A 10,042-nucleotide genomic window follows, 5' to 3' on the forward strand; every position below is an offset into this window, starting at 1 on the left:
CGGGTGTCACGAGAACGTCAGGCGCCGAGGGTGCTCACGAGCACGCCGCCGTCGGCCTGGCTGACGTTCCAGACGCTGCCGGCTCCGAGCACGCGGAGCGCACCCTCGCCGACCACGAGCACGGTGCTCTCGTCGATGGCGAGGCCGCCGTCGATGAGGCCGGCCTCGGTCGCGGCGATCAGCCGGGAAAGGCTGCCGGACTGGGCGGCGTGCACGTCCACCGTCACGTCGAGCAGTCCGATCCCCTGGGCGAGGGTGATCTCGTCGAGGCCCTCCGACACGTCCTGGGGCGTGACCTCGACGCCGCCAATACGCCAGCCGCCGATCAGGGCGCGTTCGGCAGCGATCATCGCGCCGGCCGAGAAACCGAGGTAGGGTACGCCGGCCGAGACCTGGCGGCGAATCTCGCCCGCGATCGGCAGCAGTGCGGCCAGATAGTCGGGGGTCACGCCGCCGCCGACGATGATGCCGTCGACCGCAGATACGGAGGTGAGGGCGGCCACATCGCCGGGGGCGAGCACTGTCAGTCGAGCCGCGGCGGTAACCCCGAGAGCAGCGGCCAGTTCCTCGGCGTGGGCCGAGCCCGGGCCGACGGTGATGATCGCCACGATCGGTTCGTCGCGGTCGGCTCTGAAAGCCTGAGCCGTGACCTCGGCCCTGAACGTCGCGAAAACCGGAATGTCGCTCTCGGCGTCTCCCCCGCCGCCGACCAGGTGCACGCTCACGCGGTCACCCCCTTCGTCAGGTCGGCGAGCGCTTCGGGCGCAATATCCTCGGGCGCACCCGGCACCGGCGGCAGCGCCGACCAGGGGAAGACTATCCACCTATCGGTCTCGCGCCAGGTGAAGTCGGGCACGTGCACGGTGCGCGGCTTCGTGTAAAGCGTCGCGGTGCGCACCTCCATGGCGGTCTCGCCGAGCAGGCGCATAACGAGCGCGAGCGTGTGTCCGGAGTCGGAGACGTCGTCGACCAGCAGCACCTTCTTGCCGGCCAGGGCCGGGGCGTCGAGCATCGGCGCCGACAGCACCGGCTCGGGCAGGCGCTCGTCGATGCCGGTGTAGAACTCGACGTTGATGCTGCCGCAGTTCTTGGTGCCGAGGGCGTACGAGATTGCACCGGCCAGCAGCAGGCCGCCGCGGGCGATGGCGATCACGACATCCGGGTGAAAATCACTCGCCCGCACTCGGGTCGCCAACTCGCGGGACGCTTCAGCGAAATCGGTCCACTGCAGAATTTCGCGGTCAATAGGGGGCGAAGTGGGCACGGCCTCGGCATCAAGTGTCATCCGTCAATGCTATCCATATCGCGGTTGACCAGACACAAACGGATGCCGCGCTGCCAGCCGGCAGCGCGGCATCCGCTCTCAAAAGAACAGCGCTACGGCACCTGCCGCTGATCGACCCCGTTATAGGCCGACAGCGGACGAATGAGCGCGTTGCTCTTCTTCTGCTCCATAACGTGCGCGGTCCACCCGGTGATGCGCGCCGCCACGAAGATCGGTGTGAAGGTGAGGGTGTCGAACCCCATCAGGTGGTAGGCCGGGCCCGAGGGGTAGTCAAGGTTCGGCAGAATCGCCTTGTGGTTCGTCATCGCCGTCTCGAGGGCTTCGTACAATTCGAGCAGTTCCGGCTTCTGGTAATGCTCCACGAGGGTGACGAGCGAGGCCCGCATCGTCGGCACGCGCGAGTCGCCACTCTTGTAGACGCGGTGCCCGAAGCCCATGATCTTGCGCTTCTCAGCGAGCGCCTTCTCCAGCCACGGTTCGGCCCGCGCCGCCGATCCGGCTTCGAGGCCGATCTCGGCAAAAGTGTGCATGACGGCCTCATTCGCGCCGCCGTGCAGTGCGCCCTTCAGAGCCCCGACCGCCCCGGTCACCGCCGAGTACAGGTCGGACAGGGTCGACGTGATGACCCGAGCGGTGAAGGTCGACGCGTTGAACGAGTGCTCGGCGTAGAGGATCATCGATACGTCGAACGCGTTGACGACGACGAGTTCGGGCACCTCGCCGAAAGCCATGTGCAGAAAGTTCGCGGAGTAGCCGAGATCGTCGCGGGGCTCGACCAAATCGAGGCCGTGCCGGCGACGCTGGTCGTAGGAGACGATCGCCGGCAGCTGGGCGAACAGGCGGATCGACTTGGCGAGGTCGGATTCCGGCGATGGATTCTCGGCGTCGGGGTCGCTCGCACCGATGACGCTCACCGCGGTACGCACGACATCCATCGGGTGCGCGGTCAGCGGCAGCTCGTCGATAATGCGCTTGACCACCGGGCTCAGGTGACGCAGCGAACGTTCGAGCGCCTCAAATTCGGCGAGCTGCTGATCTGTGGGCAGTTCCCCGTGCCAAAGCAGGTAGGCGACCTCTTCGAAGCTCTTCTTCGCCGCGAGTTCCTGCACCGGGTAGCCCCGGTAGAGCAGCGAGTTGGTCTCCGGGTTGACCTTGGAGACCGCGGTCGTGTCGACGACGACGCCGGTCAGTCCCTTATAGACGTGTGGTTCGACAGTTTGGGTGTCAGACATTGTGCTCCTTCAGGCCTGCGTTGAACTGGGCGTCGAAATGTGCGGGTTCAACGTGAAATCGAAGATACCCGAATCGAACTGACTGTACGAGGCATAATCGAGCAACTCGTACAGGTCCGCGCGGTGCTGCATTTCGGGCAGCATCGTCGTGAGCGAACCGGTCTGTTCGATGGCGTCGAGTCCGCGGGCGGCCGAACCCATCGCCAGGCGCAGCAGCGACACCGGAAAGATCACCAGGTTCATGCCCACGTTTTCCAGCTGCTGCACGGTGTACAGCTCGCCCTTGCCGAACTCGGTCATGTTCGCCAGGATCGGCACCGACACCGCAGCGCGAATCGTTTCGAACTCGGCCAGGCTTCCCATAGCCTCGGGGAAGATGGCGTCGGCCCCGGCGTCCTGCAGCTGTTTGGCGCGCGTGACGGCCGCGTCCAGCCCGTCGACGGCACGGATGTCCGTGCGCGCCATCACCAGAAAGTTCGGGTCACGCCGCGCGTCGACCGCCGCGCGGATGCGCTTGATCGCGGTGTCGGCATCCACGACCTGCTTGCCGTCGAGGTGACCGCAGCGTTTCGGGTTGATCTGGTCCTCGATGTGCATGCCGGCCAGGCCGGCATCTTCGAGGGTCTGGATGGTGCGGGCCACGTTCATCGGTTCGCCGAAGCCGGTGTCGGCGTCGACGATCGCCGGCAGGTCGGTCATGCGAGCGATCTGCTGCGACCGGCCGGCCACCTCGGTGAGAGTGGTCAGGCCGATGTCGGGCAGGCCGAGGTCGGCCGAGAGCACGGCGCCCGAAATATAGACGCCCTCGAACCCCTTCTGCTGAATGAGCTTGGCCGACAGCGGGTTGAACGCGCCGGGGTAACGCAAAATCTTGCCGCCCTTGAGGCCCTGGCGCAGCGCAATCCGCTTGTCGGCGGCGGTCGTGCCGGCATACAGCATTAGAAGATTCCGATCGGCGTGGCCATCGAGGAGAGCAGTCCGGGCTTGGCCACGATGGTCAGACCACCGAGGTCGGCGGCGCCGAGATCGGGCAGGCGCTGGGCCAGTGCGAGGAAGCGTTCGATCTCGGACTCCTCCATGACCGGCGCGGCAAGGGTGCGGAACTTGTTGATGTACTCCGCGCGGGCAAACGGGCGAGCGCCCAGCGGATGCGCGTCGGCGACGGCGATCTCGTCGACCAGGCGGGTTCCATTGGCCAGTTCGATCTCCACGCGACCGCCGAAGGCCTTCTCGGCCGGGTCGAGGGAGTGGTAGCGACGCGTCCACTCCTTGTCCTCGGTCGTGGTGACGGTGTTCCAGAGGTCGATGGTGTCGGGTCGACCTGCGCGCTCGGGGCTGTAGGAATCGACGTGGTTCCAGGTGCCGTCCTGCAACGCCACCGTGAAGATATACGGAATGGAGTGGTCGAGGGTTTCGCGGCTCGCGGTGGGGTCATACTTCTGCGGGTCGTTGGCGCCGGAGCCGATCACGAAGTGCGTGTGGTGGCTGGTGTGGATCACGACGCTCTTGATCGCACCGGCCACGAGTAGTTCGGGGTGCTCGTTGTGCAGCTTGCGAGCGAGGTCGATCCAGGCCTGCGCCTGATACTCGGCCGAGTGCTCCTTGGTATAGCTGTCCAGGATGGCGCGCTTGATGCTGCCGGGTTTGGGCAGCGAGACGTCGTAGGAGCCCTCCGGTCCGTCGAGCAGCCAGGCGATGACGCCGTCTTCGCCCTCGTAGATCGGGGTCGGGCTGGTCTCGCCTCGCAGAGCCCGGTCAACGGCTTCGACGGCCATCTTGCCGGCGAATGCCGGGGCGTGCGCCTTCCAGCTGGAGATTTCGCCCTTCCGCGACTGGCGGGTTGCGGTCGTGGTGTGCAACGCCTGGCCGACCGCCTGAAAGATGATCTCCTTGTCGAGGCCGAGCAGGGTGCCGATGCCCGCGGCGACCGACGGACCGAGGTGGGCGACGTGGTCGATCTTGTGCGCGTGCAGGCTGATCGACTTCACCAGGTCGATCTGGATCTCGTAGCCGGTGGCGATGCCACGAATCAGGTCGCGTCCAGAGAGGCCGCGAGAGGCGGCGAGGTGCTGCGCGACGGCGGTGATCGGGGGGATGTTATCACCCGGGTGAGAGTACTCGGCGGCCAGGAAGGTGTCGTGGTAGTCGAGTTCACGCACGGCGACGCCGTTCGCCCAGGCCGCCCATTCCGGGGACACCCGGCGGGCCGGCGCGAGGCCGAACACGGTCGCGCCGTCGCCGCCGTTGGAACGCGGGTGGGCGAGGGCCTGCGAACGAGCGGCGATCACCGGGCGACGGGTCAGGCTGGCCGCGGCAACGGAGGCGTTGTCGATGACACGGTTGATGACCATCTCGGTCACTTCCTCGGAAACCATTGCGGGGTCGGCGGCGACCTCGGCGATCTTCCAGGCGAGCTGGTCTTCGCGGGCTAGATTCTCGTCGCTCTTGTGAACTCGAACGTGGTGCAGCTGCACGGTGGATCCCTTCGTTAGTCGGCCGCAGTCGTTGATCGACTGGCCGAGTCCTCGTCGATCGCCGCGAGGACGCTCAAGAGGCTTTGGTGAAGATGAATATGGGTGGCATGGGCTGCCAGCGACGGGTCGCCGGCGATGATGGCGTCGATAATCAGCAGGTGCTCGGACGCTGCGGCACGAAGCCGCAGCGGATTTCTCCGGGCCAGCCGACGGATACGGGCCAAGTGGGTGCGTACGGCGCGTAAAGCGCCGACGAGAAAAGGGTTTTCCACGGCCGCGTCGACGGCATCTTCGAGCTCGTCGATCAGTACGTAGTAACGGTGCACACCGACATCGCCCTGGTCCAGCAGGTCCGGCGCCGTCACAAAGGCGTCGCGCAGCTTCAGGAACGGCGCGGGTTCGCGCCGAGTCGCAGCCAGGCGAATGGCCTGCACCTCGAGTGCCTGGCGCAGTTCGTATAGTTCGGAGATGCTGTCGACGGAGATGTCGGTCACTTCGAAACCGCGGCCGCGGCGGCCGACCACCAGACCGTCGGCGATCAACCGGGCCACCGCTTCGCGCAGCGGGGTGCGGGAGACGCCGATACGCTCGGCTTGTTCTACTTCGAGCAGGGCAGCGCCGGGGGCGAGGAGGCCGTTGAGAATCTCCCCGCGCAACTGACGGTACGCCCGCTCGCTGGCTCGAAGCGGTACGTCTAACCCCAACATTGCGGTTTCTGTATACACAAGACCGATCCTATTCCACATTGCCCGGTTATATGCAATACTTCAACCACTCTTTGTATACAGAGGTGCTTCGATGGAGAAGGTAGACATGAACGGCGAATCAGGTGGGGGCTACCGGGATGCCTGGCGACGCAGCATTTCGTCGCCGGAGGACTTCTGGCTTGAGGCCGCCGAGGGTATCGACTGGATCACGCAGCCGGCACGTGCGCTCGCCGTCGACGGCAAGGCCACCGGAAGCTGGTTTCCCGGGGGAACACTCAACACGAGCTACAACGCCCTGGACCGGCACGTTCTGGCCGGCAGGGGCGCCAACACGGCACTCATCTACGACTCCGCCATGACCGGCACCCGGGTTCAGCTGAGCTACCTCGAGCTGCTTGGCCGCGTCGCCAGATTCGCGGGAGTGCTCCGCGCCAACGGCGTCGGCACCGGAGACCGCGTCATCATCTACCTGCCGATGATCCCCGAGGCCGTTGTCGCCATGCTCGCCTGCGCGCGCATCGGCGCTGTGCACTCCGTTGTGTTCGGTGGTTTCGCCGCGACCGAACTGGCCGTCCGTATTGATGACGCCCGCCCGAGTGTCATCGTCACGGCATCCGGCGGTCTGGAACCCGGCCGCGCCGTGGAATACCTGCCACTGGTCGAGAAAGCGCTCGCTCTCAGCCAGGGTTCGGTGCACACCGTCATCGTGCGTGACCGTGACAGCATCCCGGGTTCAGCGGCGGACTACCAGAACGGTTCGACCGGCACGGTCTGGCTCGACTGGGCCGACGAAGAGGCCACGGCTGCACCGGCCGACCCGGTGGCCCTGAGCTCCGACGACCCGCTCTACATCCTCTACACCTCGGGCACGACCGGCAAGCCCAAGGGCATCATCCGGGACAACGGCGGCCATGCCGTCGCCCTGAACTGGTCGATGCGCAACGTCTACAACGTGGGTCCTGGTGACGTCTACTGGGCAGCCTCGGACGTCGGCTGGGTCGTCGGGCACTCGTACATCGTCTATGCGCCGCTGCTGGCCGGGGCGACCACTGTCATCTATGAGGGCAAACCCATCGGAACGCCCGATGCCGGCGCCTTCTGGCGAGTGATCGACGATTACAAGGTCAAGGTGCTGTTCACCGCGCCGACCGCCATCCGGGCCATCCGCCGCGTCGACCCCGACCTGCTCGAACTGAAGAATCACGACGTGTCCAGCCTGGCCAGCCTGTTCCTGGCCGGCGAGCGCCTCGACCCCGAAACCTTCCACTGGGCCAACAACGGCCTGCACTGCCCGGTGGTCGACCACTGGTGGCAGACCGAAACCGGCTGGGCGATCTGCGCCAACCTGCTCGGCATCGAGGAGTTGCCCACGAAGCCCGGTTCGGCCACCGTTCCGGTTCCCGGGTATGACATCGCCATTCTGGATTCCAAGGGCAAGCCGATCGAAAAGATCGGCAAGGACGGCAACATCGCCATCCGCCTTCCGCTGCCACCCGGGACCCTCCTCGGGGTCTGGGGCAGTGAGGAACGATTCGAAAGTTCGTACCTCACCGCTTTTCCGGGTTACTACGCCACCGGTGACTCCGGTCATTTCGACGCAGACGGCTACCTGTTCGTGATGGGCCGCACCGACGACGTCATCAATGTCGCCGGGCACCGACTGTCGACCGGCTCGCTCGAAGAGGTTCTCACCCTGCACCCGGCCGTTGCCGAATGCGCCGTGCTTGGCGTGCACGACCCACTCAAGGGACAGCGCGCGGCCGGTTTCGTCACCCTCAAAGCCGGAAGTACGGTGCAACACGACGTACTCGCCGCAGAACTCGTCGCCCTCGTCCGGGAGCATGTCGGCCCGGTCGCAGCGTTTCGCGACGTCACCATACTCGACCGACTGCCCAAAACGCGGTCGGGCAAGATTCTTCGCAAAACCATTCGGCAAATCGTCGACGGTGAAGAATATTCCGTTCCCCCCACCATCGAAGACCCCACCGTTCTTGACGATCTGAAACGAGCGCTGTCAGCATCCGTTTCCTAGAGCATCGGTCGAGACCACTCCCCACCCCCACCGCGCACCCACACACTTTTCCCGAAACCCGCAATTTCCGTTCTCTAGGCAAGGAGGCCCCATGAGTGAAGCAGTGAAAGACGCCCCACCGAAATCCACTATCGATTACGAGGCGTTTGAAAAGACCCCCCGTTTTCTCGAGTTGAAGCGCACCCGCAACAGGTTCGTCGTACCGCTGGCCATCTTCTTTCTGGTCTGGTACTTCGCCTACGTGCTTGCTGCCGCGTATCTGCCCGAATTCATGGCGACGCCGGTCTTCGGCAGCATCAACATCGGCTTGCTGCTCGGCCTCGGCCAGTTCGTCACGACGTTCGCCATCACCATGAGCTACGTGACCTTCGCCAACCGCAAGATCGATCCACGCACCGAAGAACTTCGCCTTGAACTCGAGCGGATGGAACAGCGATGAACGCACTGCACTCCCTGGCCACGTTGGTCAAACCGGTTGAGAACAACCCGGTCCTGAACATCTCCATCTTCCTGGCTTTCGTGGCCATCACCCTGGTGATCGTGATCCGTTCCGGACGCAACAACAAGACGGCGGCTGATTACTACACAGGTGGCCGCTCGTTCACCGGACCGCAGAACGGGTTCGCCATCGCCGGTGACTACCTGTCGGCGGCGTCGTTTCTCGGCATAGTCGGCGCGATTGCCGTCAGCGGCTATGACGGGTTCATGTACTCGATCGGATTCCTCGTCGCCTGGCTCGTGGCCCTGCTGCTCGTTGCGGAGCTCATGCGCAACACCGGCAAGTTCACCATGGCCGACGTGCTCTCCTTCCGGTTGCGTCAGGGTCCCGTGCGCGTCGCAGCGGCGACGACCACACTGGCCGTCTGTTTCTTCTACCTGCTCGCCCAGATGGCCGGTGCAGGTGGACTCGTCTCGCTGCTCCTCGGCATCAACGACAAGCTCGGCCAGTCCATCGTGGTCACCATCGTCGGCGCCCTGATGATCGTCTACGTACTGGTCGGCGGGATGAAGGGCACCACCTGGGTGCAGATCGTCAAGGCATTCCTGCTCATCATCGGCGCGTTCGCGATGACGATCTGGGTACTCGCGATAAACGGTTTCAGCCTGTCGAACCTGCTCGACAGTGCGGTGTCCGTCTCCAGCGCCGGCGCCGGCATCCTCGCTCCAGGTCTGAAGTACGGCACGAACCCGCTCGACTTCATCTCACTGGCTCTTGCCCTGGTTCTCGGAACCGCCGGCCTGCCGCACGTGCTCATGCGCTTCTACACGGTTCCTACCGCCAAGGAAGCTCGTCGTTCGGTCGTGTGGGCCATCTGGCTCATCGGCGCGTTCTACATCTTCACGCTGGTGCTCGGCTTCGGTGCGGCGTCTCTCGTCGGTGCAGACACCGTGCTCGCCGCTCCCGGTGGAGTGAACTCGGCAGCTCCGCTGCTCGCGCTCGCTCTCGGCGGTCCGCTGTTGCTCGGCTTCATTTCCGCCATCGCCTTCGCGACGATCCTGGCCGTGGTGGCCGGAATCACCATCACCGCGGCAACCAGCTTCGCGCACGACATCTACGGCTCCGTCATCAAGAAGGGCAAGGGAAACCCCGACGACGAGGTCAAGGTTGCGCGTCGTACCGTGGTCGTGATCGGCGTTCTCGCCATCGCCGGTGGTATCGGCGTGCAGGGCCAGAATATTGCCTTCCTAGTGGCCCTGGCCTTCGCCGTCGCGGCGAGCGCCAACCTGCCGACCATTCTCTACTCCCTGTTCTGGCGTGGTTTCACCACCCGCGGCGCGGTCTGGAGCATGTACGGCGGACTCGCTTCGGCCGTGTTGCTGATCATCTTCTCGCCGGTGTTCTCCGGTACGGAGACCTCCATGTTCGGTGCTGACGTGAACTTCGCGATCTTCCCACTGAGCAACCCCGGCATCGTCTCGATCCCGCTCGGATTCTTCCTGGGCTGGCTCGGATCGGTCACCAGCACCGTGAAGGAGAGCCCGAAGCTCGCCGCCGAAATGTCGGTGCGTTCACTCACCGGGCACGGCGCCGAGAAGGCTGTCGAGCACTAACCCCCGAGGTACAACGAACGGGCCGGCCAGGATCATCCTGTCCGGCCCGTTTTCTGTGCGCCGCGTGCCGCAGGCTCGGTCGGGTTGGTTGATGGCGATCTCGGCAGGCTCGATCAGCGGGGGCGTTCCGCAAGCCGGGTCGCGCCTATTGACAAGCGGCGGCGGCGGGTCTTCTGCGGGGTTGCGAGTTTCGGGGCGTTCCGCAGGCCGGGTCGCGCCTATTGACAAGCGGCGGCGGCGGGTCTTCTGCGGGGTTGCGA

The 10,042-nt window shown here is 65.2% G+C and carries 9 protein-coding genes; 3 read left to right on the forward strand and 6 right to left on the reverse strand.

The window, feature by feature from the left end; all coding sequences use genetic code 11:
- Positions 1-17 precede the first annotated feature (17 nt).
- The 6 genes from QMF22_RS15510 to QMF22_RS15535 form a co-directional block, all read right to left on the reverse strand.
- Positions 18-725, reverse strand: coding sequence for a Type 1 glutamine amidotransferase-like domain-containing protein (locus tag QMF22_RS15510; protein WP_283455236.1), 708 nt, complete (start codon positions 723-725; stop codon positions 18-20).
- Positions 722-1,285, reverse strand: coding sequence for a phosphoribosyltransferase (locus QMF22_RS15515; RefSeq protein WP_283455238.1), 564 nt, complete (start codon positions 1,283-1,285; stop codon positions 722-724). The genes QMF22_RS15510 and QMF22_RS15515 overlap by 4 nt, the downstream gene beginning before the upstream one ends.
- Positions 1,286-1,377: 92 nt before the next feature.
- Positions 1,378-2,517, reverse strand: coding sequence for a bifunctional 2-methylcitrate synthase/citrate synthase (locus QMF22_RS15520; RefSeq protein WP_283455240.1), 1,140 nt, complete (start codon positions 2,515-2,517; stop codon positions 1,378-1,380).
- Between the two features lie 9 nt (positions 2,518-2,526).
- On the reverse strand, positions 2,527-3,456 hold the full coding sequence (gene prpB, locus QMF22_RS15525) for a methylisocitrate lyase (protein ID WP_283455242.1): 930 nt from the start codon (positions 3,454-3,456) through the stop codon (positions 2,527-2,529).
- Positions 3,456-4,991 (reverse strand): MmgE/PrpD family protein, encoded by a 1,536-nt coding sequence (locus QMF22_RS15530; protein WP_283455244.1) that lies wholly within the window; start codon positions 4,989-4,991, stop codon positions 3,456-3,458. The genes prpB and QMF22_RS15530 overlap by 1 nt, the downstream gene beginning before the upstream one ends.
- Positions 4,992-5,005: 14 nt before the next feature.
- The gene (locus QMF22_RS15535; RefSeq protein ID WP_283455246.1) at positions 5,006-5,698 is read right to left on the reverse strand and encodes a GntR family transcriptional regulator; all 693 of its coding nucleotides are present in this window, start codon (positions 5,696-5,698) and stop codon (positions 5,006-5,008) included.
- Positions 5,699-5,804: 106 nt separating this feature from the next.
- Between QMF22_RS15535 and QMF22_RS15540 the strand changes: the two genes are divergently transcribed.
- The 3 genes from QMF22_RS15540 to QMF22_RS15550 all read left to right on the forward strand — a co-directional run bounded on the left by QMF22_RS15540 (position 5,805) and on the right by QMF22_RS15550 (position 9,782).
- Complete coding sequence (locus tag QMF22_RS15540; RefSeq protein ID WP_283455248.1) at positions 5,805-7,730, forward strand: AMP-binding protein; 1,926 nt, start codon at positions 5,805-5,807, stop codon at positions 7,728-7,730.
- Between the two features lie 91 nt (positions 7,731-7,821).
- Entirely contained in the window at positions 7,822-8,169 is a 348-nt protein-coding gene (locus tag QMF22_RS15545) for a DUF485 domain-containing protein (protein WP_283455250.1), read from the forward strand.
- Positions 8,166-9,782 (forward strand): monocarboxylic acid transporter, encoded by a 1,617-nt coding sequence (locus QMF22_RS15550; protein ID WP_283455252.1) that lies wholly within the window; start codon positions 8,166-8,168, stop codon positions 9,780-9,782. Before QMF22_RS15545 ends, QMF22_RS15550 begins: the two co-directional genes overlap by 4 nt.
- The last annotated feature ends 260 nt before the right edge of the window (positions 9,783-10,042 follow it).

It is taken from the genome of Cryobacterium sp. PH31-L1 (assembly GCF_030063145.1).
In the GTDB taxonomy this organism is placed as follows: Bacteria; Actinomycetota; Actinomycetes; order Actinomycetales; family Microbacteriaceae; genus Cryobacterium.